Below are 24,205 nucleotides of genomic sequence, written 5' to 3'. Positions count from 1 at the left end.
TCGTGCCGCAGCTCCTGGATCAGGGAAAGGCCCGCACGATGGACGAGTTCATCGGGCAGTTGCGGCTGCTGAAGGCGTGGGCGGGCAGTCCCTCGATCACCGAGATCACCCGCCGCGTGCATCAGGACTGGCGGAGTGCAGGACGCCCGCGCGGCGAGTGGCCGGCCCGCTCGACCGTCGGCGACTGCTTCCGGGTCGGACGCCGACGCCCGAACCCCGACTTGCTTCTGGCCGTCGTCCGGGTGCTCGCCGGCGACGAGGCGGCCGTCGCCATGTGGCGGCAGGCGCTGCGCACGGTCCTGGGCGAGGCGGAGGCATCTGCCCGTGTCTGCGCCTATGACCGGCTGCCCGCGGGCCCGTCCCTTCTCGTCGGCCGGTCCCGGCCCGTGTCCCGCACCGAAGCCGCCCTCGCGGCCGAGGGGAGGCCGGGTGTCGTGGTCATGGAAGGGGCCGCAGGGGTGGGAAAGACCTCGCTGGCCCTGCACTTGGCCCGCCGCGCACAGGCCCGGAAGCACGCCGACGCCCCCGCCCTCTTCGCCGACCTGCGCGGCTTCGCACCGGACCGTCCCCCCGCCGACACCGCGGCGGTGCTGGATACCTTCCTGCGCCTGCTGGGCGCCGCCGGAGAACGCATCCCGCACGGCACGGAGGCCCGGGCCCGCCGCTACCGGCAACTCCTCGCCGGCACCGGCGCGTTCGTCGTGCTCGACGACGCCGCGGACGCCGAGCAGGTCCGGCCCCTCCTCCCCGGCGACCCGGCCAGCGCCACCCTGATCACCAGCCGCCGTCTGCTGCACGGCCTCCCCGATGCCACCCGACGCACCGTCGGACCGCCGGCAGCGGCCGACTCGGTCGAACTCCTGCGGCGGACGGCCGGGGCCGAAGCCGTCACCGCGGACCCCACCGCCCTGCGGCGGATCGCCGACGACCTCGGACACCTGCCCCTGGCGCTGACCGCCGTCGGCCACCACATACGGCGACACCCCGGATGGACACTCGACGACTACGACCACGACACCGTGATCACCCTCGCCCTGGAGGGCGGCGTACGCCGAGCACTGGCCGCCTCCGACGCACAGGTCGCCCCGGGGGCCCGGCGGTTGCTGCGCCTCCTGGCGCTTCACCCCCGTGACCGTACGGGCGTCGCCTGCGCCGTCGCTCTCGCGGGTGAACGGGAACAGACCGTGCGCGAGCACCTCGACGCGCTGTCCGCGACGCATCTTCTGGCGGAGACGGAACCCGGACGCTTCCGCATGCACACGCTGGTCCGTGCCTACGCCGAGGAGCGTGTCGGTATCGACGTCCCGGGGACGTCGATCCGCCAGGCCCTCGGCCGTGTGCGGTGCGCTCTGCGGGACACGGCACCGACCTGGCCGAGGTGCGCCGCAGGACCCGGCCGGGACGTGCGCTCGACCGCGGCGGCGCGCCGCAGAGCGGTGCAGTGGCGTACGACCGGGTGGGCTGCCGCGACCCCACCACTCGGGGGTTCTCACTGAGCGGGTGACCACCGGCGACGCCACGCGACGCCACGCGACGCCGCGCGACGCCGCGTGTTCGAGCTCATCCGGCGGGAGCGGCGGCCGGTGACGCCCGAGGAGGTGGCCGAGGGCCTCGGCATCTCCCGCAAGCCGGCCGCCTTCCACCTGGACAAGCTGGTGGCGGCCGGCCTGCTCCAGGCCCACTACGAAGCGCCCACGGGCATCCGCAAGGTCGGCCGCCGGCCCAAGGTGTACGAGCCGGTCGACGAGACCATCGCGGTGCACATCCCCGAGCGCCGCTACGGCATGCCGGCCGACGTCCTCACCTAAGCCGTGCTCACCGAGACGGACGGGGAATCGGCCCGCGACGCCGCCCTCCGTGTGGCCTACCGCCGCGGAGAGACCCTGGGCGGCGCCGAACGCGAACGGCTACGTCCCGGCCGCCTCGGCGCCGAGCGCGGACTGAGCGTGGCCGCCGACACCCCGGAGGAGTCCGGCTTCGAGCCGGAGCGCACCGGGCCCACCCTGCCGCGGCTGCGCAACTGCCCCTTCCACCCCATGGCGGCCCGGGCCCCGGAACGGGTGTGCGCGGTCAACCAGGCGTTCCTGGCCGGCTACCTGCACGGGCTGGGAAGCGACAGGACGACGGCGGTGCTCGCCCCCCGGCCCGGCTCGTGCTGCGTGGAGCTGTTGGCAAGCAGGTACCCGCGGACGACCCGGAGGCCGGCACCGCCGGCGAGCGGTGAGCCCCGGGGCGCGCTTCCGCCCCACTGCCGCCGTTGCCCCGGCCGATCCGCCCTCATCCCTTCGGAGTCACAGGGTCAGGGAGATCGCGGAGGCGATGCCGCCCAGCCCCAGGGCGACGGCGGCGGCCGTCCAGCCGCCGTCGCCCCAGCGGAAGAACCGGTCGATCGCCAGCCGGCCCGGGCCGATGGCGGCGACGGCGAGGGCGACGATGGCGATGGCCACGTTGTACTCCACGCCGCCGTCCGTGTCCCACAGGCCGTGAGCACCGGTGACGGTGACCATGGCATTGATCATCACGCCGATCAGCGCGGCGGCCGCGAGCGGCGTGAACAGCCCGACGGCCAGGCCCAGGCCACCGAGGAACTCGGAGAGTCCCCCGATCACGGCGAAGACCTTCCCCGGGTGGTAGCCGAGGGCGTCGAATCCCTTGCCGGTGGCTGTCAGCCCTTGGCCGCCGAACAGCCCGAAGAGCTTCTGTGCGCCATGTCCGGCCATGAACAGTCCGAAGGTCAGCCTCAGAAGCAGCAGCCCGCAGTCACCGGCGGTCACCCGCTGCTCCGGGACCGGCTGCCGCAGAAAGGTCGAAGACCGACCCGTGTTGTGCGTCGCCATGTGAGAACTCCGGTACGGACGCCGAGACGGGTGCTTCCCCCAAGCCTGGAAAGGCGTCGGTCCACCGGTCGGCGGTGTGCCCACCCGCGCGTCGTCGCGGAGTGCGCATACCGCCCCTTCCGATGCTTCCGCAACAGCACGGGGTTCGCACATCGGGGGCGGGCGGTGGATCCGCCACGACAGAGCGCGGGCCGAAGCGCATGCGATTCGCCCCACCATTCACACCTACGGGTGAATCAGCGGATGGATGTCCGGGCTGCTCCTGTTCTGTGCGGTGTCCTGGGGCGCGCAGCCCTGACGGGTCAGGGCCGGCCGGACACGGGGCAGGGGGTAAGGCGGATGCGTGTCTTCGTTCTGTGCGCTTGGCTGCTGACGGCGGGCCTCGGCGGCTACCTCGCCGTCGTGTGGATCCGGCACGGCGGCCTACGGCAGCGCACCCCGGGCGTGACGCGGCTGCCGCTGTGGCTGGTCGTCGGCCATGTGGCGCTCGCCGTGGCGGGGCTCGCCGCCTGGAGCGCGTATCTGCTGGGCGGGGTCAGGAGCTCCGCCTGGGCGGCCTGCGCGGTGGTCCTGATCGTGGCCGCGTTCGGCTTCATGATGCTGCTGCGCTGGCTGCCCAGTTCCGGCCGTCATGCGCACGGCGCCGCCACCGCCGAACGGCACTTCCCGCTCGCCGCCGTCGTCGCGCACGGCACGAGCGCGGGCGCCACGGTGCTGCTGGTCCTCCTCGTCGTCCTGCGCAGGGTGTGAAGACGGTCCCTCCGGGGCATCGCCCCGAGCCGTCACCCGTCGGGGCGACACGCCCCTTGCTCTGCGTCAGGCGGGCGCCAGCAGCTGACACCGCTGCCCCGTACGACACCGGGCGTGCCCCTGGACGGACGCGCCCGGTGTCGTACGGGGCGACTCCTACCGGACCACGATGATCACGAACGGCCCCCGGTCGAATCGGTGATCGAAGTGGTGCCCGAAGCCACCGTGCCCGAAGCCACCGTGCCTGAAGCCATCGCGGTCGAAGCCACCGTGCCAGAAGCCACCATGGCCGAAGCCGCCGTCGTCGAAGCAGCGCCAGTCGTCGTGACCGAAGCAGCCGCCCGTGGTCACCCGGCCGGTGTGCGCGGCGGGCGCCGCGGCGACGGCCGTGCCTGCCGCGCCGACCGCTGCGCCGCCGGCCATCACCACACCGGCCGCCGACGCCGCGAGGACACGCCGTACGTGCTGTGCTCGCATGATGGACGCACCTTCCTTCCCGCGCCTCGTGCGACTCCTGGCGGCACGAGACGAACCGCCGCGGCGGGGATCGGCATGGCCGCGGCCCTACTCCTGATACGGCCGCCGCGCCCTTTCGGATTGGCCGGGGCGCCGCCCTACCGCGACGTGGGGGCGCGCGTCCAGACAGGTGATCCGTTCGGCGTACCGAGGAAATGATTCGGCGGGTGAAAGCGGAGGCCGGACGGCCGATCCACCCCGCTGATCCGTGATCATGGGCGCGTGCCCGGCCGAGCGGTCATCCGCTTCCCGGCGACACCGTTGTCCCCCCTGTCACGCCACCTGTCACGAGGAGTTCGCCGTGTACGTTCGCCGCCTGCTGACCAGTGCTCTCGGTACCGTCTCCCTCGCGCTGGGACTCCTCGGTGCCGGCGCCGCCACCGCGACGCCGGCGGCCGCGGATCCGTGCGGCTTCTACGAGACCGGCTCCGACGCCTACTACAACCACTGCACTTCCGACGGTTCCCACGTGGTGATCAAGGTAGAGGTGGCGCTGGCCCCCGACTACGAGCGCTGTGTGGGCCCGGGCCGGAGCTGGCTCGGCTCCGCCTCCAGCATCCAGGGCGCCTATTACGTGGGCCGCACCTGCTGACGGACGGCGACTCCCTCCGGCGGCCCGGCCGGGGCAGCCCCCTGCGCGGAGGGCGCCCCCGGCCGGCCTTGACCGTCACCGCCGTCAATTCGGCGCGGCTTCGGCCGTCAGATGGTCATCGGCTCCTGGAGCCAGCGGCTGATCCGGTACGGCAGCCACCAGGCGAGCGGGCCGATGTCGAGGACGAGCTTCTCGCCGCGGAAGTCGTCGAGGACCGCCGCCGGCACGGAGGCCGCCGGCGCTCCGTACGCCAGCCGCTCGATCGTGTCCTCGTAGTGCGGCTCGTCGGCGGTGAACCGGCGCAGCTCGCCCCAGCGGCGGTCCCGGATCTGCACGAAACCGGGTCCCTTGCGCCACAGGCACTTGCACAGATAGTGGCCCTGCTGCCAGGCGCGCAGTGCCTCGTCTGCCCCGGAGGGTCCCTCGATGCGCCGGGGCGGCTGGAGGTGGCTGAGGACCTGCCAGGCTTCCTCCGGCGCCGGGGGAAGCCGCACGTCCCACTCGACGAGGACGGCTCGCGCGGTCAGGTCGCGCACCAGGCTCAGCGCGGCCACCGCCGCGGCGGCCCGCTCGGCGCCCGCGCCGGGGGTGAGGTCGACGATCGCGTCCAGCCGTACGCGCCGTGCCCCGAGCTGCCACAGCCGTTCGCTCTCGCCCTCCAGCGGGCCGGGAAGGGCGAGTTCGCCCAGGAACATGCCGGGGAGTTCGCAGGCGGAGGGGTCGTAGTCGCGCCAGGCGAGGACGCTGGGCGGGCTCATGGTGCTCGACGTGCTCATGGGCGTACTCCTCCGCGGGGCGCGGTCACGCGTGGACGGGTTCGGCGGGGGCGGGTTCGGCGGGGGCGGACCGGGCCCCATGGGTGTGGCGCATGAAGTCGAGCCGCAGCAGGTCCTCGTTGACGGCGGCCGGGGCGATGTGCACGTACTGCCCGCCGTCGGTGAAGACGATCCCGAGCGACACCCACCGGTCGAGGAGCCGCTGCACGGCGGCCTCGTCACGGGCGGCTCCGGGGGCCTTGCCCGCGGCCTTGCGGGTGAGGGCGGCGACGCTGTGCGGCTGGTCGAGGAGGCGGAAGGCGACCAGTTCGAAAGGGTCGGCCAGCTCGGTCGTCCGCCACTCGAAGGCGCGGCGCCGGGAGACCAGGACGATCCGGTCGCCCAGGTCGGTGTGGGTCAGCCGGGCGTCGGCGTGGTGTTTCTTCCACGCGGTCAGAGCGTCGTTCAGCGCGGTGACGGTCGGTTCGCCGATGCCCCGCGCCGGCGCCTCGAAGACGTACGCGAGGTCGTACAGCTCCTCCTCCGGCAGGTCGTAGGTGAAGCGGTAGTGCTCCTCGGGCCGCAGGCCGGTGAAGCCGAGTTCGGGGCGCTCGAAGTACGGGCTGAAGCGCTCGATGGCGATCCGGGCCGACAGGTCGACGGGCGGGTCGAGGTGTTCGAGCGCAGGTATCTGGGCGATGACCGGGTCGTAGTCCTGCGCGGTCTCGCCGGGGAAGCCGTGCAGGTAGTTCCAGGCGACGGACAGGCCGGTCTCGGCTCCGTCGCGGAGCATCCGGACGTTCTGGCAGCCGCTGACGCCCTTGTCCATCAGGTCCAGCACCCGGTGGTTGAGCGATTCGATGCCGGGCTGGACGTAGATCATCCCCGCGTCGGCGAGGGTACGCAGCTGCTGGCGGCGCATGTTGGCCTTGATCTCGATGTGCAGCCGCAGGTCGTACTCGCTGTCGATGATCCGCGGCAGCACGGTCGTCAGATAGCCCATGTCGAGGATGTTGTCGACGACGTACATGTCCAGGACCCGGTGGCGGCGAGCCAGTTCGATGATCTCCTCGTAGAAGGTGTCCGGGCTCTTGGAACGGAACTCCATGAACGAGCCGTTGAGCCCGCAGAAGGTGCAGTGGTGCTTCTCGCCCCACCAGCACCCACGGGCGCCCTCGACGACCAGCTTCGGCTCGACCCAGTGGCGGGCGGCGGAGGCGGCGAGGCGCTCGAAGTAGCCGCTGTAGTCGGGCGGCAGGATCGCGGCGGGCGGCAGCGGACGGGTGGCCATCGCGTTGGCGACGCTCTCCCCGTCAGGGCCCCGGTGGCACAGGCCGGGCACCTCCGCCAGGTCCGAGCCCTCGGTGAGGGCGGTCAGCAACTGCGGGAAGGCGGCCTCGCCCTCTCCTCGTACGACGTGGTCGACGAAGGGGAAGTTGCGGTGCACGGCGGCGCCCTGTGCCCCGTCGCAGTTGGCTCCGCCCATGACGGTGACGATGTGCGGGGCGAGCTGCTTGACCCGCCGCGCGGCGGCGAGTGCCGCGGCGTTCTGCTGGAAGGTGGAGGTGAAGCCGACGACGTCGGGTGCGTGCGCGACGATCCGCCGCGCGATCTCGTCGACGAACTCCGGGACCACTTGGTGCAGCGCGTGGGTCATGGCCATACGCGACTTCTTGAGTTTCCCGCGCATCACCGCGGTGAACTCCTCCTCGCGCCAGTGCGGGTCGTCGTAGAGGGCCGAGGAGAAGACCCAGTCGCCGCAGCCCATGAAATATGAGGAAAGGGAGTAGTACTCGTAGTCGTCACCGGTGAATTCGGCCCGTGCGGTGATCCAGTCCGTGAATTCGAGATTGGCGTGCAGGACCTCGGCCTCGGCGCCGGGCACGCGCTCGTCCACGCTCCGTTTGAGGATTCCCAGGGCGAGGGACGGAAGGTCGATGGGCGACCAGGGCATGTTGACCAGCAGGACACGCATGTCGGCTCCTCGGAAAATCGGGTACCGGCCGGCCCGGAGTGGTACCGGGCCGGCCGGCGGGGGTCAGTCCTCTTCCGCGTCCTCGGCGTTGCGGAACGGGACGGTGACGGTGATGCCGACGCTCGGCTTGCGGTTCTCCTCGTCACCCGCGAGCGGGTCGTTGTGAATGACGTCCTTCTGCATGGGTCCTTCTCCTCTCCGTGGTGTGTACGGCGGTGTGGTGCTCCCCGCTCCGGTCGGAGCGGGGCGTCTGTGGGTGGCGCCGGGCGGGGGCGCGCAGTTCCCGGTCGAGGAAGACCACGGCCCGGCGCAGCACGGTGACGTGGTCACCGCCGTCGTAGCCGTCGTGGCCGGAGTCGAGCCACAGCGCCTCGTGCCGGACACCGGCGGCGCGCAGCGCGGCGAGGTAGCCGTGGATCTGACCGGGCGGGCATTTGGCGTCGTGCGTCGCCGCCGCCACCAGCAGCGGGGCGCGGACCGCGGCGGCGTAGTGGATCGGCGAACTGCGCGCGTACCGCTCGGGGACCTCCTCGGGCGTGCCGCCGAAGAGCCGTTCGTCCAGGGCGCGCAGCGCCGGAGTGGTGGTGCGGTGGGCGGCCACACAGTCGGCGACCGGTTTGACCGCGACCCCCGCCTGCCACAGGCCGGGACGGGTGCCGAGGGCGAGCAGGACCAGGTAGCCGCCCCAGGAGGTGCCCCACAGGCCCACGGCGTCCGCGCGGATCAGCCCGCGGGCGACCAGGTCGGCCCGGACCGACGCCAGGTCCTCGACCTGGGTGAGCCCGACCCCGTCCCGGAAGGCGCGGCGCCAGCGCGGCCCGTACCCGGTGGAGCCGCGGTAGTTGACGCGGGCCACGGCGAAGCCGGAGGCGACGAGGGAGTGGACGATGCCGTCGTAGGCGTCCCGGTCGTGGTCGGCGGGCCCGCCGTGCACCAGGAACACCGCCGGAACCGGGCCGCGTGGTGCGTCGGGCAGGCTGAGGAGGGTGTGCACGGGGCCGTCGGGCCCCGGTGTCCGCACGTCCTGGTGGGTGCCGGGGAACCGGTCGGGCAGGGTGGGCAGCACGGGCAGGGCGGTGCCCCGGGTGGAACACAGCCGGGGCGGGTCGCCGGCGGCCGTCCAGAGGTAGTGCAGGTCGCCCCCGGGCCGGGTGGCGGCGTCCAGCACGGTTCCCGGCGGGGTGGGGACGGGGGTGAGCGTGTGCGCGGCGAGGTCGGCGCGGTGCAGGGTGGAGCGGCCGTGGCGGTCCTGGCGGACCAGGACGGACCGGCCGTCCGACTCCCAGCGGGCCGTGATCTCCGTGTCGAAGGCGCACCAGTCGTGGGTGACCGGCCCGGTCGCCGGCCGCCAGGACGCCAGGACGTACCGGTCGCCGTCCTCGCGGACGAGAAGGAGTTCCGCGTCGTCCGTTGCGGGGGCGAAGCCCAGGGACCACAGCCGGCCCGGGTCTCCGGCGCCGGGCAGGACGGCCCGTACGGCACCCTCGTGGGTGAGAACGGTGACGGTTCCCGCTCCGGCAAGGGCGAGCAGCCGGCCTCCGGGCGTGATGCCGGTGAGGGTGACGTGGCCCGGGATCCTGGCCACCGCGCGGCCCGCGCCGCCACGCGGGCCCACGTGCACGGTGGTGGCGTCGCCGTCCCCGGCCGCGACGGCGACCGCGACGGTGCCGTGGTCGCTCACGGCCAGACCCCGGGGGAGGCCGGGCGGGACGTTCGTCAGGCCGGGCCGGTCGGGGCCGCCGGTGAAGGGCTGGAACCGCCAGCTGCCCGCCCCGTGCTCGTCCTCGTCGAACCACCAGACGTACGCGTCCCGGTCGATGGCGCCGTGCAGGGTGCCCAGCGGGCGCCGGGTGACCTGCCGGGCGCGGCGGGTGCCGGCGTCCCAGGTGAACACCTCGCACCGGCCCTCGGCGTCCGCGGTGAAGACCATCCTGGCGGGGTCGGCCGCGCACACGTCCGGCAGGGCGGCCCGGTACACCTGGTAGCCGTCGCTCATCCGGAGACCTCCGCCCTCAGGACACCACGCACCGGGCGCCGGGAGCTGTGGGCGGCGAGCAGGGTCAGCAGCACACCGCAGAAGACCGCGGGCGCGGCGGGGGAGACCCGGTCGGCGAGGGCGCCCGCCAGGACGGGAGCCAGTGCCGCCGCACCGGTCGTCGCGGTGGCCAGGACGGCGCCGGTACGGGCCTGCAGCGCGGGAGCGGTGGCCTGCAGGGCACGGGCCTGGAGCACGACGGAGGCGAGCGGCATCAGCAGGCACACCAGGCTGAACAGCAGTCCGTACGCCCATGCGTCCGAGACGGCGGCGAGTGCGACGGCGAGCGGGAGGAGCAGCCAGGTCACACCGGTGACGACCCGTGAGGCGCCGAAACGTTTGGCCACGTTCGGGGCGGTGAGCGCGCCCACCAGACCGGCGGCGCCCGAGAGGGCGAGGATCACGCCCAGCACGGCGCCGGAGCGGCCGTCCCGCTGGAGGGTGAAGACGGCTCCGTAGTACAGCGCCACCACGACCGCGTTGACGGTGGTGCCCCACACCAGCACCAGCCGCAGCAGCGGGGAGGACCGCACCAGCCGCAGCCCGGCCGCGCTCTCCCGCAGCACTCCCTCGCCGGGCTGCCGCGGTGCCGGCGCCGTGAGGTCCGCGCGCATGGCGGTGACGCACAGCGCGCTGACGACGTAGGAGAGGGCGTCGGCGAGGAACGGCAGCGCGCGGGCGGCCTGGTAGAGGAGCCCGCCCAGGGCCGGGCCGGCGACCAGCGCACCCTGGTCGGCGGCGGTGAGCCGGGCGATGGCGCGGGGCTGTTCGGGGCCCGGGCAGACCAGCGCGACCGTTCCGCGTGCCGCCGCCTCGAAGCAGGCGGTCGCCACCCGCTCGACCAGCACGGCGGCGAGGATCAGGCCCAGGGGAGGCCTTGCGGTGCTCAGGGTGAGCACCACGCAGCCCATGGCGAGGGCGGAGACGGCCGCGGACCCGATCATCACGCGCTTGCGGGCGCCCCGGTCGGCGGGCAGGGCGACGAACGGTCCGAGGAGGAGCCCGAGGGCGGTGGAGGCACCGGCGACCAGTCCCACGGTCTGGGGCGAGTTGCCCAGTCCCAGGAGCAGCAGCGGCAGGACGGTACCGGAGGCCTGGCTGCCGATCCCGTCGGCCGCGCCGGCCCACCACAGGAGTCTGAAGTCGGCTGATTCCGCCCGTTGGTGGGACGGTCGTGCGGGTGACACTGGCCGTTCCACGGAAAGCACCTCACCGGTATGGCGAAACTGTGCAGAAAGTGTGGCGGAAGCGAAGCGAGCGGGATCCTAGGCGGGCGTGAACAGGCGTCACAAGAGCCGGAAGCGCATGGCCGGATTCATGTCGTGAGGGGGTGCGGAAGGAAAGGTCCGTCATACACGCAAATAGAGGTGATCATTCCGTGCGAGGGCGGAATGGAGCCCCTATTCCTCCAGCGGGAATGCGTGTCAGGGTCTGCGCCTCGCCGGATCGGTCCGGAGGTCCGGGCGGCGGGTGCGAACCCTTCGGGTGCATCGGCGAGGCGCCGCTTTCGACCGAGAACAGTCGCCGCCGTGCGGCACGCGGCGCGGCGGGTGTGCCGCTGTCCGACCGGGGGGCCGGACCCGGCGCACCCGCGGGGTGTCACCAGGGGATGGGGAGGCCGTCGCGGTAGAAGCCCCCGGTGGGGCCGTCGTGGGGGAGTGTGGCGGCCCATACGATGCCGGCGGCGCCCTCCGGGACGGGACGGCCCCCCGGTCCGCCCATGTCGGTGGCGACCCGGCCGGGGCAGACGGCGTTGACGAGTATGCGGTCGCCCCGGAGTTCGGCCGCGAGCATGAGGGTGAGGGCGTTGAGCCCGGCCTTGGTGATGGTGTAGGCGGGTGTGCCGCCGCCCAGGCCGGCCAGGGACGCCGCCTCGCTGCTGACATTGACGATCCTGGCGTGCGGGCTCTGCCGGAGCAGGCAGGAAGGCCTGTGTGGTGCGCCAGGGGCCGTAGAGACTGGCCTCGGCGGCCTCGGTGACGGTGGCGAGATCGGCGGTGGGGCGCGCTGCCAGGTGTCGTACATGATCGCGGCGTTGTTGACGAGCATATCCAGGCGTCCGAAGTCCTTCGCCACCTCGCGGGCGGCGGCGCCGACGCTGTCGGGGTCGCGGACGTCCAGCTGCAGCGGGTGCACGGACGAGCCGTCCCGGGCGAGCTGCCGGGCCGCCGCCTCGGCCGACGCCGGCGAGCGCGAGGTCAGCAGCACGGTGTGCCCGAGGGCGGCGAGCTGGCGGCACACCTCACGTCCGATGCCACGGTTGCCCCCGGTGACGAGGGAGATCGTGCGGGCGTGCTCGGCCGTGGGGGAGGTCATCGGGAGGGCTCCTGTCTGCGTACACCGTGGTGCTTTCGATGCTGCGGCGGGAGAAGAGGAGTTGTCGAAGCTTTCACCATGAGGGACGCGTCAAGATCGGCGGCCGCCTGAGCCGGGGCAGGCCGTGGGGCGCGCCCGGGCCGCAGTCCGCCCGCCGTCGTCGGAGCGCACTCTTGCGTTATGCGTCCACTGGACGCATAGTTGCGGGGTGAAGGCGGGATCGGCGGAATGGTGGCGGGCGCGGTACGCGGCACGCGGGCGTCAGCGACCGCGCCCGGGCGGGCTCGAACTGAAGCGGATCACCCGAGCGGCGCTGGACATCGTGGACGCCGAAGGGCTCGCCGCGCTCACCATGCGCAGGGTGGCCGAGGACATGGGAGTACGGCACACCTCGCTGTACCGGCATGTGGCCAGCAGGGACGAGTTGCTGGTGGAACTCGTCGACCATGTGCTGGGCGAGGTGGTGCCAGGGGCGACCGGCCGCGGGTGGCGGGCGGACATGGAACAGGCGGCCGGGGAGTTCCGGCGGGTCCTGCTCGCGCATCCCGCAGTCGTGCCGTTGCTGACCATGGGGCAGTTGCTCGGGCCCAACGCCCTGCGGGGACGGGAGTTCGGGCTCGGCCTGCTGATCCGGGCCGGCTGGGAACCCGCGCGGGCCGTCCACATCTATCTGACGGTCGCTCACTTCGTGATCGGCACCGCGCTGCTGGATGCCGGCGGCGCGGCCCGCGGCGTCGAGGAGCGCACCGCGATGACGGAACTGTTCGCCGGGCTGCCGCAGTACCCGCTGGTACGGGAGCTCGCCGAGCCGCTCAACCTCCCCGACGGCGACCAGGAGTTCGCCTTCGGGCTGACCGCTCTGCTCAACGGTATGGGAGACCCCCGATGAAACTGGCCGACTGGACCGCGGGCGGTGCGCGGGTGCAGCTGAACGGGCATCGCCTGTTCGTCCGCCAGGACGGCGACGGCAGACCCGTGACGCTGGTGCACGGCTTCCCCACCTCGTCCCACGACTGGGCGCCGACCGTCCCGGAACTGGTCGCGGCCGGACACCGGGTCACCACGCTCGATCTGCTGGGATTCGGGCAGAGCGACAAGCCGCCCCGCCACCGCTACTCCGTCCACGAACAGGCCGACCTGATCGAGGCCCTCTGGGAGCACCTCGGCATCGGCGAGACCGCGCTGGTCGCCCACGACTACGGCGTCTCGGTCGCCCAGGAGCTGCTGGCCCGTGACCCCGCCCGCATCACCCGCACCGCCCTGCTGAACGGCGGCCTCTACGCCGACCTCCACCGCCCGATCCCGATGCAGCGTCTCCTGCACAGCCGCGTAGGGCCCCTGCTGGCCCGCCTCACCGACGAGAAGAGGTTCACCGCGAACCTGCGCAGCGTCCTCGGCAGACCCGTCCAGGACGAGGTGCTGCACGACATGTGGACGTCCGTCGCCCACGACAACGGCCATCACCTGGCCCCGCGTCTGCTCCGGTACATCGACGACCGCCGTGCCCACTTCCACCGCTGGACCGGCTCCCTCGAACGGTACGAGGGCCCGCTCCTGTTCGTCTGGGGCCCCGAGGACCCCGTCAGCGGTGCCCACGTCCTGGACCGCCTGCGCCGCCGATGCCCCCGGGCGGACTTCACCGTGCTGACCGGCGTCGGCCACTATCCGCAGCTCGAAGCCCCCGAGGAAACGGCGCGGGCACTGGCCGCCTTCCTGACGGACCGAACGCAAGGCACGGCCAACTGACCGACGACCCCGCCCACGGCCCGACGAGCCGTACCCGTTCTCCGCGCTCGACCACCGCTTCGTCAACGTCGACGCCTCCGACGTGTACGTCCGCGGCGGCCGGCTGAACCCGGCCGGTGCCCACTCCGACCATGTACGTCCGGAATCGGCGCACCTCCTGCTCACCCTGGCGAACCACTCACGCTGAGCGGCGTACGACCGCCGGCGGATCCGCGATGAACGAATCGGTGCCCGACGGCGTCGATCTGCTGTGAAAACTCAAATGATTGACCGTCGTGTTGTGTCAGTGATCGTCACATCCCTGGTCGCCCTGACGGGATGTTCGGGAGCGCGGAGCGGACCGGAGACCGTCACGAGGAAGGAGCCGATCACCCGGCCGGTGAGCGTCAGCGGCGGTGACCGTACCCTCACCGTCATGGTGGAGTCGGGCGGGTGCGACATGACTCCTCGTCTGGAGGCCTCCGAGAGCACCACGACCGTCGCCCTCACCGTGCGGATCGCCACCCGGACGGGACCGGACATCGCCTGCCCGGCCTCGGCCCTGTTCGGCCCGGCCCGCGTGGTCCTGCACACCGCCCTGGGGTCGAGGACCGTGACCGACGCGACCAGCGGCCGTGCACTGCCGGTCCGCGGACGCTGAACGAGGGTCCGCGATCCGTGCTCCCGTCCGACACGCCCTGCTCCGACGCCGGTCGGCGGTCCTCAGCCGCCGGCCGGACGGACGAGGTGTGACGCGGTCGCGGCCAACGCCAGGATCGCGGCGAGAACGCGCAGACACACGGGACCGAGCCGACCGAGCCGTTCGATGTGCCTGGCGGCCGGCTGCATGTCCCACATCAGGCGTGCGACGCCCCCGTAGTCGAAGCCCACGAGAAGCAGGGTGCCCATGGGGAGCAGCCAGATCCACTCGATGCGCAACCTTCCCTCCTCACACGTCCGGCAGCCGTGTCCCGCGGACCTCGAGCCCTTCACCCAACACCCCGGACCGGGCCGGAGGGAAGGGTCTCCGCGCACACGGGCCGGCCGGGAAGCGGATGTCCTCGTTCAGCTCCGGCCCTCCTCGAATGTATTTACGATCATGTGGTGGCCACGGGAGACACCCGTACGGCCGGTGAAGAATGGGGGAAGCGTGACCAGGATTTCGAGGCGATCACTGCTCGGATACTCCGGGACGACCGCGGCGGGCGCGATGATCGCCGGGACGGCCTCGGCGCCGCAGGCCCAGGCCGCCCAGTCCGAGACGCGGACCACGGCCGCCGAGTTCCCCCAGGGGACGCTCTTCGAGGGCAGGGCGTCGCTGAACGCCGACAGGGACATGCCCTACGACCTGGAGATCAAGTTCAGCGTCAGGAACCCCGAGGCGCCGGCGGCCAGCGCCATCACCCCGCAGCAGATCGCCGAGCTGCTCAGCGACTTCGCCGCCTCCAAGGGCTGGCCGCCGGTCACCTTCTACGGCACCCCGGCACCCGCTCCGCTGAACTGACCCGGACGCACGGCGGCCCCGCACGGGACACGGCCACCGGCACCGTCCAGTGCCCGGCCGCCGCGCGCCGCGCTCCACAGCCCGTGACACCACGATCACGGTACTGCGAAACTGGCCCACGTCGACGGCCCGCGGGTGGTGGGCAGCGTAGAGGCGAGGAGCCAGAGTGGTCGATCAGCACCGTGCCCAGCCGGGGGTTCCGGCCCCCGCCGATGTGTGGATGCTGGTGCGGCAGCGGCCGGCCGTACCGCGCCGGTCCACGCAGGAACTGGCGGCGGCGCTCGCCGAGGCCCATGGCCCCCGCTTCGCGGTCTGGCACACCGACGAGCTGCTCTTCGGCGTCCAGGGCGGCCGGCTGACACTCCAGACCCTGGGCGGAGCGGAGCTTCCCGCGCCCGAGGTGGTGTGCGTACGACAGGTGGCCGGCCCCATGCACAGCGACCGCGAGGTGACCCTGCTGCGACACCTCACGCGCATGGGCAGCACCCTCGTCAACACGGTCGAGGCCCAGCTCAAGTCCCGGAACAAGATCTGGCAGCTGCAGGAACTCGCCCTGGCCGGACTCCCGGTGCCCGACACCCTCTCCTACGCCACCGCCCCCTTGGAGGGCGTCGTCCGCAGCCCCCGCCTGGACACGCCGTGCGTGGTGAAGTCGGTCGCCGGTGCCAAGGGCGGGCAGGTCTTCCTCGCCCCAGACCCGCACCTCCTGCGGGAGGTGGCCGGCAGCCTCACGCGCGAGACGCCGTTCCTCTTCCAGGAGCACGTGGCCCATTCGCACGGCCGCACCCTGCGCGTGGTCGTCGTCGACGGCGAACCGGTGGGCACCGTGCTGCACACCTCCGGCAACGGCACCCTCGCCGCCAACATCGCCAAGGGCGGTTCCGCGGCCCTGTGCAGCGGCCGCCATCCGCGGGCGGAGGAACTGGCGGTGCGCGCGGCCGACGTCCTCGGCCTGGACATCGCCGGGGTCGACCTGTTGTTCGCCTCCCGGGACACCTACAGCATCTGCGAGGTCAATGCCGTACCGGGCTGGCGACCGGAGATGACCACGGTCGTCCCGGCCATCACGGCCTGCGTCGCCCGACGGCTGTCCGCCCGCGGCCGCGCGGCGCCGCGCCGGCCGTAGGACCACACCCGTGCCCGTGCGTCCCCGGCAACGGCCCGCGGTCAGCCCGGGTACTCCCGGAGCGGGCGGACCTCACCGGTGCCCAGGGCGATCACCGCCCGGGGCCGCATGGGCCCCTCGTCGCGCCGGGAGAGCACGACCACCTCCCCGACGTCCGCCGACAGCGACCCGAGCCGGACGGCACACTCGGCGGCCAGTCGCTGGGGATCCTGGGTGCGGCCGAGCGACAGATGCGGGGTGAAGCGCCCGCCCCGCCCCCGGCAGAGAGGGAACCGGGCCTCCAGCTCCCGGTGGAGACGCGCCCACGGTACGGATCCCGCCGCGGCCGGATCGAGCCACACCGTGGCGTAGTGCCGGTGCCGGAAAGAGCGCACACCGGACAGACGCGCCGCGAACGCCCCGCTCCGGGCCGCGCCGGCGCACAGCAGTGGTACGGCCCGCGCGAACTCCTCCTCCGGCACGAACCCGAACAGCAGATTCACATGCGGCGGCCACCGCCGTACCTGCGGATCGTGCTCCCAGCGGATGTCCTGGATCGCCGGCCACAGCTCGTCCGGCGGCAGCCACGCCACCGCCGTCCGGGGCGTGGGCGGCACGGTGAGCGCGTCCACCGGTGCGGCCCCGCCGGAAGCCGGATTCCCGTCCACCAAGCCATGGTCCCAGACCCGCCCCGTACCAGCCCTGCCCGACGACCGCACGACCGCGACCCCGGACCCACCGGCAGGCCACACCGCTCCACGGCCTCTCCCGCAGGCCACGCAGGTCCATGGCCGCCCCGTCACGGCGTACGGGCAGCGACGCCGGCCCCTCGCTCCGGGCAGGACGGGAGCGGGGGGCCGGTCCTTTTCGGTGGGGAGCGGGAAGTCGCCTTCCCGCTCCGGCTCCGGGGCGGCACCGCACGCGGCGCCGCTGGGGTGTCACGCGGCGAGGGCGTGGCCGGGGTGCAGGACGACCTTGGTGTACCCCTCGATGCGCTTGTCGAACTTCTCGTACGCCTGCGGAGCGTCTTCCAGCGGCAGCTCGTGGGAGACCACGAAGCTGGGCCTGGCGCGCCCGGCGATGATCAGATCGCGCAACTGGCGGTTGTACCGCTTGACGTTGCACTGGCCGGTGCCCATCTTCTGGCCCTTCTCGAACATCCTGCCGATCGAGACCAGGAGCTGGCCGTGCTTGGCGTGCTCGTCGGGGCCGCCCGGGTCGGAGGGCACGTACAGGCCGGGAATGCCGAGCCTGCCGGTCGCCCGCACCGTCTCGACCAGCTCGTTGAGGACGATGGCGGGTTCCTCGTGGCTGGTGTCGTGCGCCTGGGCCTGGTATCCGACGGCGTCCACTCCCTTGTCGGTTCCCTCCCCCTTCATGTGTTCCTTGATCTGCTCGGCCGGGTCACCCGCGGTGAAGTCGATGGGGATGGCCCCGATCTCCTCCGCCTTGGCGAGCCGCTCGGGCACCCGGTCGACCGAGAACACCTTTGCCGCGCCGCGCACCAGCGCCGAGTAGGCGGCCATCAGGCCCACCGGTCCGGCGCCGTAGACGGCCACGGTCTCGCCGGGCGAGACCTGGGCGAGCTCGCAGCCGTGGTACCCGGTCGGGAAGATGTCGGCGAGCAGGACGAAGTCGGTCTCGAACTCCTCTCCCGGTGGCAGTTTCAGACAGTTGAAGTCGGCGAAGGGCACCCGCAGCCGCTCCGCCTGGCCGCCCTTGTAGGGGCCCATGGCGACGTATCCGTACGCCCCGCCGGCGAATCCGGGATTGACCGTCAGGCAGAATCCCGTCTCTCCGGCGAGGCAGTTCTTGCAGAATCCGCATGCGACGTTGAAGGGCATCACGACGCGGTCGCCCACGGAGAGGGTGGCCACACCGTCGCCGACCTCTTCGATGACCCCGAGGTTCTCGTGTCCGAAGACGATGCCCGGCTCGGCCGCCGTGCGCCCCTCGTACATGTGCAGGTCCGAACCGCAGATCGCGGACGAGGTCACCCTGACGAGTACGTCGTTGGGGTGCTGGATCTGTGGATCGTCGACGTCCTTCACCGTGACGCTGAAGGGCTTTTCGTAGACAACGGCTTTCACCTGTGTCACCTCCGCGTCGAGCGCTGGGAGACGGCAGCGAGGGCTGGCCGCTGCCGGGGCCACACGAAGGCGAGGCCCTTGGACTGTGCCGTGGCCCGTGCGCTCGCTTCACCGCCGGTACTTCCAGATAACGCCCGCGGGTCGGGAGGCGCAACCCTCCCCGGTCCTCAGGGTGCGACGCGTCGCAGCAGGGCGTCGCACAGCACCCCTGGCGAAGCGGAGGTGACACACAACCGGACCTGTCCGTCGGCGCGGACGACCGCGAAGCCGGCGTCCGAACTCATGCCGGTCGGGGGGTGGTCCGGCCGCAGGGACAGCGACCCGCCGCGGTGATCGAGCGACCAGCTTCCCGCGCCGGTGAGCTCGCCGTTCCAGGAGACGTCGACCGTGAGCGAAACCGCCGAGAACCGTCCGTCGGAGGTGAACTCGACCTGGCCGGGCCCGTCCTCCGCTCTCCACGTGCCGACGAGTGCCGAGCGGGAGGAGACGACGGCGAGCCGCGGCTGGGCGTCATGGGCGGACTTGAGGCGCCAGGCGGCCCCGGCGACGAGCACCACGGCCACGGTCCCGAGCACCGCGCGGCGCCGCCGCGTCCGCCGTCGCCGCTCTTCAGGCCGCTGGGCCCGACGGTCCAGGGAATTGCGGTCCGGGTCGGCCATGGTCGCGTGCTCCCTGAGTGTGTGCGGGTACGGGAGAGGCCCGTCGAGGTGCCCCTCCCTGCCATCGGGGTGTTGTCCGGCCCGCCGATCATGCCGGAGCCGGACGGGAGCGTGTGCCTCGGGTGCGCGGCACGGGTCCCGCCTGCCGCCGGACGCGGACGCGGACGGTGACGCGCGGAGCGCCCACGGTGTGCGCCGGTGCGGTCCGGTGGCCGACGAGCGGCACCGCTCGGACACTGGCCTTGGAAGGTCCGCCTCACGTTCGACCCGGTCGAGTCGACCGGCGCCACCGGCGGCGGCCCGGTCATCGGACCGGCCCGCCCGGCCGGCGCCGCCCAGCGCCCCAGCCCCGCTTCCACCAGCGACCATCTGACCGACCAGGGCCGGGAAGGAATGATCGGTTCATGAGCGGCATCCAGGTGCGAACGCCCGTCACGGCCGACGGCCGGCTCGGCGAGGCTCCCGAACACCCCGGGTTCAGCGATCCGGACTACCTGCCGCGGCGACGGGCGATCGCCGCGCTCGCCCGCGGCCACCGGGTCGGCGACCCGTCCCCGCTGGTGGACTACAGCGCGAGCGAGGAGCGGACCTGGCGCACCGTCCACCGGGCCCTGTGGGAAGCCCAGGGCGAGCACGCGTGCCGCGCCGCGCTCGACGCCAGGGAGTACGCCCCCGTGCCGGCGGACCACATCCCGCAGCACGCCGAGGTCGGCGCGCAGCTGCGGCAGCTGACGGACTTCGATTTCACCCTGGCCGGGGGAGTGGTCGAGAACAAGCGGTTCCTGGGCTCGATGGCCGACGGCTGGTTCCACGCCGTGCAGTTCGTCCGTCACCCGGCGGTGCCGCTCTTCACCCCGGAACCCGACGTCATCCACGACGTCTTCGGCCATGGCATCCACCTGTCCTCACCGGCCTTCGCCGACATCTACCGCCTGATCGGGCGGGCGGCGATGCGGGTCGAGCGCGAGGACGTCCTGCAGATGGTCAGTGACGTGTACTGGTTCACCCTGGAGTACGGGGTCCTCGACGAGGGCGGGACACCGAAGGCGTACGGCGCGGCCCTGCTGTCGTCGTTCGGGGAGATCAGCCGGCTGGGCGCGGCCCGTGTACGTCCGCTGGACATCGACGCCATGCTCACCACCACGTACGACATCCGCGGCTATCAACCGGTCCTCTTCAGCGCCCGCACCCTGCAGGAGGTCACCGACGTCCTGGCCGGGTTCCTGGAGGGGCTGGACGACGACAGCGAACCGCGTCGGAAGCCGGCGGCCCCGGGCGGCGCCGGTACGGGTGTCGGTACCCGGACCGATCACGGCCGCTAGGGTCCTTCCCCGCGGGTCATCGCAGGCCGGCCCGAGCCGGGTGGCGTCGGTCGTGGGCCGGGGCCTCGGCGGCGGTCTTCAGGTCCCGTAGCCACGCTTCGAGCCCCTGACGGAGGATCTCGGTCGCGGCGGGAACGTCCGCGTCGACCTGAGGGCCGGTGTGGGTCTCCTCGGTGCGCACACGGACGCCGTCCCCGGTCGGGACGAAGTTCCACACATGGACGCCGTCGATGCGCAGTCCCTCGCCCAGCGCGGGCCCGGTCCAGCGTATGCAGGAGCCGCGGCGCAGTTGCTCGACCGTCGAGGTGATATCCAGCTCGGTGGCGGGCGTGGGGTTGGGCGGTACGGGGGTGGTCCACCGGAACGCCGATCCCTGCCGGAAGGGGCCGTGGTCGAGGCGTTCCGCGGTCGTGACGGCGGCCTGCCAGGTCGGCCAGTGCTCCACCTCGCTCTGCAGCTTCCAGACGGTGCGCAACGGCGCGTGGATCAGGGTCTCGGTACGGTGGCGGACCTGCGCACGGGGATCGACGCCCTTCCCGCCGCAGGTGAGCGACTTGACGGGCGGGCGGGAAGCGGCGCCGGCCGGTGCGACGGCGGTGCCGAGCAGGGCGGCGGCGAGCGGAACGGTCAGCAGGGCGGTGCGGAGGCCGGCGTTGCGTACGGCGGACATGGCGATTCCTCTCCGGGGCGAACGGTCGGGTGCGGGAGCGCGCCGGTCAGGGAGTGAGGACGATCTTGCCGCCGACGGTGCCGGACTCCGCCAGGCGCAGGGCCTTGGCGGCCTCGGTCAGCGGCAGCCGGGCGGCGATACGGGCGGTGACGTCGCCGCGCCCGACCGCCGCGAAGACCTCGGTGAGATCGCTCCGCAGACGGGCGCGGAAGCGGTCCTCGTTCAGCGCCCGGCCGGCCCAGATGTTGTAGAAGTGGGCGCGGCGGCCGTTGGGCAGGGTGTTCCAGAGCCAGGTCCGGGCGAGGATCTTCAGTACGGGCCACTGCTTGGAGCCGGTGTCGTCGCGGGTGGAGGCGCTGCCGTAGGCGACGAGGGTGCCGCCGCGGGCGAGCAGGTGCCAGGAGTCGATGACGCTGCGACCGCCGACGTGGTCGAAGACGGCGTCCACTCCCCTGGGGGCCAGCTCCCTGACCCGGGCCGGCACGTCTCCGGCGCGGTAGTCGAGCGGCGTGACACCCAGCTCCCGCAGCGCGTCGTGGTGCCAGGAGGAGGCCGTGCCGATGACGTTGACGCCGGCCGCCAGGGCGAGTTGGACCAGGACGGAGCCCACACCGCCGCCCGCGCCGTGCACCAGTACCGTCTGCCCGGCGCGCACCCGGGCCGTGCGGTGCAGCATCTGCCAGGCGGTGATGCCGTTGACCACGACGGTCTCGGCCTGCGCGGCGGTCACGCCGTCCGGGACCTCGACCGCGTCCTGCGCGTCGACGAGCACATGGCTGGCCCAGGCGCCGACCTTGACCAGCGCGGCCACGCGCCGTCCGGCCAGGGCGGGGTCGACTCCCGGGCCGGTCGAGAAGACCCGCCCGACCAGGTCGTAGCCGGGCACGAACGGGAACGGCGGCTGGTCGTAGTAGCGCCCGCGGCGCATCTGCTGTTCGGCGAAGGAGACGCCGGTCGCCTCCATGGCGATCACGATCTGTCCCGGGCCGGGTTCCGGTAGGGCCGAGTGCCGGATCTGCAGTCCTTCCGGGGCCACGATGCCCGGCAGTACGACCTGGACGAGACGTTCGTCGTTCACGATTCGCCTTCCTCTCTCTAGAAGCTCTCGTGTTCGTTATAAGTTCTAACGCATGAGCTTCGTGAGCGTCAATAGCGTCCGTGATAGGTTCTAACCAACGGTGAGTGAGAGGGCGGGTGGCAGGTCATGAGCAAGCCGGAGGCGAGCACTCCCAGGGAGCGGTACCGCGCTCAGGTGCGGGAGGAGATCAAGAAGCACGCGTGGGAGCAGATCGCCACCGCCGGGGCTTCCGCCCTCTCCCTCAACGCGATCGCCAAGCGGATCGGGATGAGCGGCCCGGCCCTGTACCGGTACTTCGCCGGCCGGGACGAGCTGATCACCGAGCTCATCAGGGACGCCTACCGCAGCCTGGCCGACACCTTCCGCGCCCGGGCCGAGGCCGGCGCGGGTCTCGACGGCCTGGCGCACGCGTTGCGGGCATGGGCGCTGGACGACCCCCAGCGGTACTTCCTCGTCTACGGCACGCCCGTGCCCGGGTATCACGCCCCCGAGGACACCACCCGGATCACCTCCGAGATCATGGCCGTACTTCTCGACGCCTGCGCCGCGGAACAGCCGCCCGCCGCGCCGCCGTCACCGCTGGAGACCCATCTGGCCGGTCACCGGGACTGGGCCGGGCAGCACCCGGCCCCGCCGTCGGCACTGCGGCGCGCCCTCGCCTTCTGGACCCGCCTGCACGGCGTGCTCTCCCTCGAACTCGCCGGGCACTTCACCGGCATGGGCTTCGACCCGGCCCGGCTCTACACCGCCGAGGCGGAGGCCGTCGCGGGCCACTGACGACGGCGACGGCGCGACGGCGTCCCAAGTCGTCCTGTTTTCAGGGTCCGTTGACGCGATGGACATGCCCCGCACTCCCGTGTGTGGCGCCGGGGCTGCAGAGCCGCCTGAACTCCTCGTGGCGCAACTCTCTTGCTCTTGCGAGTAATATGCAAGAAGCTGGGCGGGTCCTTACCGGCCCGCTGTGACCTGGAGCCTGTCATGCCCCGCCTGTTGCCTGCCCCAGGACCACAGCGCGTCCTCGCGGCCTCGAACTTCGTCTACACCGTCGGCAGCGGTCTCTACCTGACCGCGGGAGTCCTCTATTTCACCGAGGCGGTCCATCTTCCGGCGGACCAGGTGGGGATCGGGCTCGGCATCGCCGGTCTCCTCGCGCTGGCCCTCGGGGTCGCCGTCGGTCATCTGGCGGACAGATGCGGCGCACGCGGTGTCTACGCGGGCACCCTCCTCGTCCAGGCACTGGCCACGGCCGGCTTCGTACTGGCCGACGGCTTCTGGCCGTTCGTCCTCGTGATCTGCGCGGCGGCCGCTGCGAAAGCGGCCGGAACAGCCGCCCGCAGCCCGCTCATCAGGCACTACGGAGGCGCCCGGCCACAGGAGTTCCGGGCCTATCTCCGGGCGGTGACGAACGTCGGCATCTCCCTCGGCGCCGTGGGAGCGGGATGGGTGGTCCAGGTCGGCACCCTCACCGCCTACCAACTCATGGTCGTGGTTAACGCGGTCGCCTTCGTCGTCGCCGCGGCTCTCCTGCTCCTCCTCCCGCCCGTGGCACCCGTCCCCGCCGCCGGCGGCCCCCGCTGGACCGCCCTCCGGGACCGTCCCTACCTGCTGCTCACCGCCCTCGACGGCATCATGGCCATCCAGTTCAAGGTGCTCACGGTGGCCGTCCCGCTCTGGCTGGTCGGTGCCACCAGCGCCCCGCACTGGCTCATCTCGGGCACCATGCTCACCTGCACCGTCATCGTCGTCGCGTTCCAGGTGCGGGCGAGCCGGGGCGTCGATTCCCCCGCGGCCGGCGGAAAGGCCTACCGGCGGGCAGGCGTCGCCTTTCTGGTCTCCTGCTCGATGATCTCGCTGGCCGCGGGGATTCCGGCATGGGCCGCCGCGACCCTGCTCATCTCCGCGGTGGTGGTCCACACCGTCGGCGAGCTGTGGCACTCCGCCGCCGGGTTCGAGGTGTCCTTCGCCCTCGCCCCGCGGCACGCCACCGGCCAGTACCTGGGTGTCTTCGGCCTCGGTGCCGGACTGGCCGAGGCCCTCGGACCGGGACTGCTCATCGCGCTGTGCATCGGCTGGGGCCGGCCCGGATGGTATGCCGTGGGAGCCATGTTCGCCCTGGCGGGCCTCGCGGCACCGCTCGCGGTCCGCCGGGCGAACCCCGGCGCCGTCGAGGGGCAGAAACTCTCGGTCAACGCCGTACAGGCAGATCTCATTGCCCGACGGCCCAGGACGGAGCCATGATGCGCAACTAAATGTGCCATGAATCTTTCTAGGATGTC

The 24,205-nt window shown here is 72.6% G+C and carries 25 protein-coding genes; 12 read left to right on the top strand and 13 right to left on the bottom strand.

Annotated elements, in window-relative coordinates:
• Positions 1 to 2 precede the first annotated feature (2 nt).
• Both FHS34_RS39125 and FHS34_RS43115 read left to right on the top strand, forming a co-directional pair.
• The gene (locus FHS34_RS39125; protein WP_184974779.1) at positions 3 to 1,496 is read left to right on the top strand and encodes an ATP-binding protein; all 1,494 of its coding nucleotides are present in this window, start codon (positions 3 to 5) and stop codon (positions 1,494 to 1,496) included.
• Positions 1,497 to 1,550: 54 nt separating this feature from the next.
• Positions 1,551 to 1,808 (top strand): helix-turn-helix domain-containing protein, encoded by a 258-nt coding sequence (locus FHS34_RS43115; protein ID WP_225817885.1) that lies wholly within the window; start codon positions 1,551 to 1,553, stop codon positions 1,806 to 1,808.
• Between the two features lie 483 nt (positions 1,809 to 2,291).
• On the opposite strand, the gene FHS34_RS39115 is transcribed toward FHS34_RS43115, so the two are convergent.
• Entirely contained in the window at positions 2,292 to 2,837 is a 546-nt protein-coding gene (locus tag FHS34_RS39115; RefSeq protein WP_184974776.1) for a DoxX family protein, read from the bottom strand.
• A 339-nt stretch (positions 2,838 to 3,176) separates the two neighbouring features.
• On the opposite strand from FHS34_RS39115, the gene FHS34_RS39110 reads away from it, so the two are divergent.
• The gene (locus FHS34_RS39110; protein ID WP_184974831.1) at positions 3,177 to 3,587 is read left to right on the top strand and encodes a hypothetical protein; all 411 of its coding nucleotides are present in this window, start codon (positions 3,177 to 3,179) and stop codon (positions 3,585 to 3,587) included.
• Positions 3,588 to 3,743: 156 nt separating this feature from the next.
• On the opposite strand, the gene FHS34_RS39105 is transcribed toward FHS34_RS39110, so the two are convergent.
• Positions 3,744 to 4,064 (bottom strand): hypothetical protein, encoded by a 321-nt coding sequence (locus FHS34_RS39105; protein WP_184974773.1) that lies wholly within the window; start codon positions 4,062 to 4,064, stop codon positions 3,744 to 3,746.
• A gap of 340 nt (positions 4,065 to 4,404) precedes the next feature.
• On the opposite strand from FHS34_RS39105, the gene FHS34_RS39100 reads away from it, so the two are divergent.
• Positions 4,405 to 4,695 (top strand): DUF6355 family natural product biosynthesis protein, encoded by a 291-nt coding sequence (locus FHS34_RS39100; protein WP_184974770.1) that lies wholly within the window; start codon positions 4,405 to 4,407, stop codon positions 4,693 to 4,695.
• A gap of 107 nt (positions 4,696 to 4,802) precedes the next feature.
• Here FHS34_RS39100 and FHS34_RS39095 read toward each other — a convergent pair whose 3' ends face one another.
• The 5 genes from FHS34_RS39095 to FHS34_RS39075 all read right to left on the bottom strand — a co-directional run bounded on the left by FHS34_RS39095 (position 4,803) and on the right by FHS34_RS39075 (position 11,776).
• The gene (locus FHS34_RS39095) at positions 4,803 to 5,471 is read right to left on the bottom strand and encodes a DUF5825 family protein (protein ID WP_184974767.1); all 669 of its coding nucleotides are present in this window, start codon (positions 5,469 to 5,471) and stop codon (positions 4,803 to 4,805) included.
• A 25-nt stretch (positions 5,472 to 5,496) separates the two neighbouring features.
• Entirely contained in the window at positions 5,497 to 7,425 is a 1,929-nt protein-coding gene (locus tag FHS34_RS39090; RefSeq protein WP_184974764.1) for a RiPP maturation radical SAM C-methyltransferase, read from the bottom strand.
• 142 nt (positions 7,426 to 7,567) lie between these two features.
• Entirely contained in the window at positions 7,568 to 9,421 is a 1,854-nt protein-coding gene (locus tag FHS34_RS39085; RefSeq protein WP_184974761.1) for a S9 family peptidase, read from the bottom strand.
• The gene (locus FHS34_RS39080) at positions 9,418 to 10,659 is read right to left on the bottom strand and encodes an MFS transporter (RefSeq protein ID WP_184974758.1); all 1,242 of its coding nucleotides are present in this window, start codon (positions 10,657 to 10,659) and stop codon (positions 9,418 to 9,420) included. Before FHS34_RS39080 ends, FHS34_RS39085 begins: the two co-directional genes overlap by 4 nt.
• A gap of 400 nt (positions 10,660 to 11,059) precedes the next feature.
• A complete protein-coding gene (locus FHS34_RS39075; protein WP_245002582.1) occupies positions 11,060 to 11,776 on the bottom strand; it encodes an SDR family NAD(P)-dependent oxidoreductase in 717 nt (238 codons plus the stop codon).
• A 208-nt stretch (positions 11,777 to 11,984) separates the two neighbouring features.
• Here FHS34_RS39075 and FHS34_RS39070 point away from each other — a divergent pair, with 208 nt between their 5' ends.
• The 3 genes from FHS34_RS39070 to FHS34_RS39060 all read left to right on the top strand — a co-directional run bounded on the left by FHS34_RS39070 (position 11,985) and on the right by FHS34_RS39060 (position 14,162).
• On the top strand, positions 11,985 to 12,665 hold the full coding sequence (locus tag FHS34_RS39070) for a TetR/AcrR family transcriptional regulator C-terminal domain-containing protein (protein ID WP_184974755.1): 681 nt from the start codon (positions 11,985 to 11,987) through the stop codon (positions 12,663 to 12,665).
• Positions 12,662 to 13,522, top strand: coding sequence for an alpha/beta fold hydrolase (locus tag FHS34_RS39065; RefSeq protein ID WP_184974752.1), 861 nt, complete (start codon positions 12,662 to 12,664; stop codon positions 13,520 to 13,522). The genes FHS34_RS39070 and FHS34_RS39065 overlap by 4 nt, the downstream gene beginning before the upstream one ends.
• Before the next feature lie 286 nt (positions 13,523 to 13,808).
• Positions 13,809 to 14,162: a hypothetical protein gene (locus FHS34_RS39060; protein WP_184974749.1), complete on the top strand. Its 354-nt coding sequence runs from the start codon at positions 13,809 to 13,811 to the stop codon at positions 14,160 to 14,162.
• Between the two features lie 62 nt (positions 14,163 to 14,224).
• Here the strand turns inward: FHS34_RS39060 and FHS34_RS39055 are convergent, their stop codons facing one another.
• Positions 14,225 to 14,440 (bottom strand): hypothetical protein, encoded by a 216-nt coding sequence (locus FHS34_RS39055; RefSeq protein WP_184974745.1) that lies wholly within the window; start codon positions 14,438 to 14,440, stop codon positions 14,225 to 14,227.
• A 211-nt stretch (positions 14,441 to 14,651) separates the two neighbouring features.
• Between FHS34_RS39055 and FHS34_RS39050 the strand changes: the two genes are divergently transcribed.
• Together FHS34_RS39050 and FHS34_RS39045 are read left to right on the top strand one after the other, a co-directional pair.
• Complete coding sequence (locus tag FHS34_RS39050; protein WP_184974741.1) at positions 14,652 to 15,005, top strand: hypothetical protein; 354 nt, start codon at positions 14,652 to 14,654, stop codon at positions 15,003 to 15,005.
• 166 nt (positions 15,006 to 15,171) lie between these two features.
• Positions 15,172 to 16,131 (top strand): RimK family alpha-L-glutamate ligase, encoded by a 960-nt coding sequence (locus FHS34_RS39045; RefSeq protein ID WP_225817883.1) that lies wholly within the window; start codon positions 15,172 to 15,174, stop codon positions 16,129 to 16,131.
• A gap of 41 nt (positions 16,132 to 16,172) precedes the next feature.
• Here the strand turns inward: FHS34_RS39045 and FHS34_RS39040 are convergent, their stop codons facing one another.
• From FHS34_RS39040 to FHS34_RS39030, 3 genes are all read right to left on the bottom strand, one after another.
• A complete protein-coding gene (locus tag FHS34_RS39040; RefSeq protein ID WP_184974738.1) occupies positions 16,173 to 16,778 on the bottom strand; it encodes a 2'-5' RNA ligase family protein in 606 nt (201 codons plus the stop codon).
• A gap of 270 nt (positions 16,779 to 17,048) precedes the next feature.
• On the bottom strand, positions 17,049 to 18,200 hold the full coding sequence (locus FHS34_RS39035) for a glutathione-independent formaldehyde dehydrogenase (RefSeq protein WP_184974735.1): 1,152 nt from the start codon (positions 18,198 to 18,200) through the stop codon (positions 17,049 to 17,051).
• A gap of 167 nt (positions 18,201 to 18,367) precedes the next feature.
• Positions 18,368 to 18,859: a hypothetical protein gene (locus tag FHS34_RS39030; protein WP_184974731.1), complete on the bottom strand. Its 492-nt coding sequence runs from the start codon at positions 18,857 to 18,859 to the stop codon at positions 18,368 to 18,370.
• A gap of 404 nt (positions 18,860 to 19,263) precedes the next feature.
• On the opposite strand from FHS34_RS39030, the gene FHS34_RS39025 reads away from it, so the two are divergent.
• A complete protein-coding gene (locus FHS34_RS39025; RefSeq protein ID WP_184974729.1) occupies positions 19,264 to 20,181 on the top strand; it encodes a phenylalanine 4-monooxygenase in 918 nt (305 codons plus the stop codon).
• 16 nt (positions 20,182 to 20,197) lie between these two features.
• Here FHS34_RS39025 and FHS34_RS39020 read toward each other — a convergent pair whose 3' ends face one another.
• The gene (locus tag FHS34_RS39020) at positions 20,198 to 20,851 is read right to left on the bottom strand and encodes an SRPBCC family protein (RefSeq protein ID WP_184974726.1); all 654 of its coding nucleotides are present in this window, start codon (positions 20,849 to 20,851) and stop codon (positions 20,198 to 20,200) included.
• 46 nt (positions 20,852 to 20,897) lie between these two features.
• Positions 20,898 to 21,929: a medium chain dehydrogenase/reductase family protein gene (locus FHS34_RS39015; protein WP_184974723.1), complete on the bottom strand. Its 1,032-nt coding sequence runs from the start codon at positions 21,927 to 21,929 to the stop codon at positions 20,898 to 20,900.
• 126 nt (positions 21,930 to 22,055) lie between these two features.
• On the opposite strand from FHS34_RS39015, the gene FHS34_RS39010 reads away from it, so the two are divergent.
• Positions 22,056 to 22,706 (top strand): TetR/AcrR family transcriptional regulator, encoded by a 651-nt coding sequence (locus FHS34_RS39010; RefSeq protein ID WP_184974721.1) that lies wholly within the window; start codon positions 22,056 to 22,058, stop codon positions 22,704 to 22,706.
• A gap of 201 nt (positions 22,707 to 22,907) precedes the next feature.
• On the top strand, positions 22,908 to 24,167 hold the full coding sequence (locus tag FHS34_RS39005) for an MFS transporter (protein WP_184974718.1): 1,260 nt from the start codon (positions 22,908 to 22,910) through the stop codon (positions 24,165 to 24,167).
• The last annotated feature ends 38 nt before the right edge of the window (positions 24,168 to 24,205 follow it).

The sequence above is a fragment of the Streptomyces echinatus genome (assembly GCF_014203595.1).
Classification (GTDB): Bacteria; Actinomycetota; Actinomycetes; order Streptomycetales; family Streptomycetaceae; genus Streptomyces; species Streptomyces echinatus.
This window is presented reverse-complemented; position numbering and strand designations above follow the sequence as displayed.

Bases quoted from the DNA above. Each gene is read 5' to 3' on its own strand.
- FHS34_RS39115 (WP_184974776.1), bottom strand. From the start codon at position 2,837: ATGGCGACGCACAACACGGGTCGGTCTTCGACCTTTCTGCGGCAGCCG.
- FHS34_RS39110 (WP_184974831.1), top strand. From the start codon at position 3,177: ATGCGTGTCTTCGTTCTGTGCGCTTGGCTGCTGACGGCGGGCCTCGGC.
- FHS34_RS39105 (WP_184974773.1), bottom strand. From the start codon at position 4,064: ATGCGAGCACAGCACGTACGGCGTGTCCTCGCGGCGTCGGCGGCCGGT.
- FHS34_RS39095 (WP_184974767.1), bottom strand. From the start codon at position 5,471: ATGAGCACGTCGAGCACCATGAGCCCGCCCAGCGTCCTCGCCTGGCGC.
- FHS34_RS39090 (WP_184974764.1), bottom strand. From the start codon at position 7,425: ATGCGTGTCCTGCTGGTCAACATGCCCTGGTCGCCCATCGACCTTCCG.
- FHS34_RS39085 (WP_184974761.1), bottom strand. From the start codon at position 9,421: ATGAGCGACGGCTACCAGGTGTACCGGGCCGCCCTGCCGGACGTGTGC.
- FHS34_RS39075 (WP_245002582.1), bottom strand. From the start codon at position 11,776: ATGACCTCCCCCACGGCCGAGCACGCCCGCACGATCTCCCTCGTCACC.
- FHS34_RS39065 (WP_184974752.1), top strand. From the start codon at position 12,662: ATGAAACTGGCCGACTGGACCGCGGGCGGTGCGCGGGTGCAGCTGAAC.
- FHS34_RS39030 (WP_184974731.1), bottom strand. From the start codon at position 18,859: ATGGCCGACCCGGACCGCAATTCCCTGGACCGTCGGGCCCAGCGGCCT.
- FHS34_RS39025 (WP_184974729.1), top strand. From the start codon at position 19,264: ATGAGCGGCATCCAGGTGCGAACGCCCGTCACGGCCGACGGCCGGCTC.
- FHS34_RS39020 (WP_184974726.1), bottom strand. From the start codon at position 20,851: ATGTCCGCCGTACGCAACGCCGGCCTCCGCACCGCCCTGCTGACCGTT.
- FHS34_RS39010 (WP_184974721.1), top strand. From the start codon at position 22,056: ATGAGCAAGCCGGAGGCGAGCACTCCCAGGGAGCGGTACCGCGCTCAG.
- FHS34_RS39005 (WP_184974718.1), top strand. From the start codon at position 22,908: ATGCCCCGCCTGTTGCCTGCCCCAGGACCACAGCGCGTCCTCGCGGCC.